The sequence below is a fragment of the Burkholderia sp. SIMBA_051 genome (assembly GCF_046534915.1).
In the GTDB taxonomy this organism is placed as follows: Bacteria; Pseudomonadota; Gammaproteobacteria; order Burkholderiales; family Burkholderiaceae; genus Burkholderia; species Burkholderia ambifaria.
In genome coordinates this window covers 1-264 of sequence record NZ_JAWRXS010000402.1, presented here as the reverse complement: position 1 = coordinate 264, position 264 = coordinate 1, and the positions used below count along the sequence as shown (strand labels likewise).

The following is a 264-nucleotide window of genomic DNA, read 5'->3' as shown; positions in this document are numbered from 1 at the left end:
CGCTTCTCGTCGCGCCAGATTCCGGAACTGGTGGCCGAATCGCTGTCGTCGATGTTCGACGTCGCGGAGGCACGGCTGCAGCGGACGAGCAATGAAACCGAGCGGCGCTATTCGCGCTGGGCGAGCAAGGTCGCGGTCGAAAGCGGCGGCTTCTCGCTGCATTACCCGGTAATCGACCGGGAACTGTTCGGCATCGTGTCACGCGCACTCTTTGAAGAGCGCAAGCTCGAAATCGTCTATCGCCCGCGTCACAACACCGACAAC

General features: G+C 62.1%; 1 pseudogene. It reads left to right on the top strand.

Annotation, left to right across the window (positions count from 1 at the left end):
* A pseudogene (locus SB771_RS35045) lies at positions 1–264 on the top strand (WYL domain-containing protein); the annotation flags it as partial.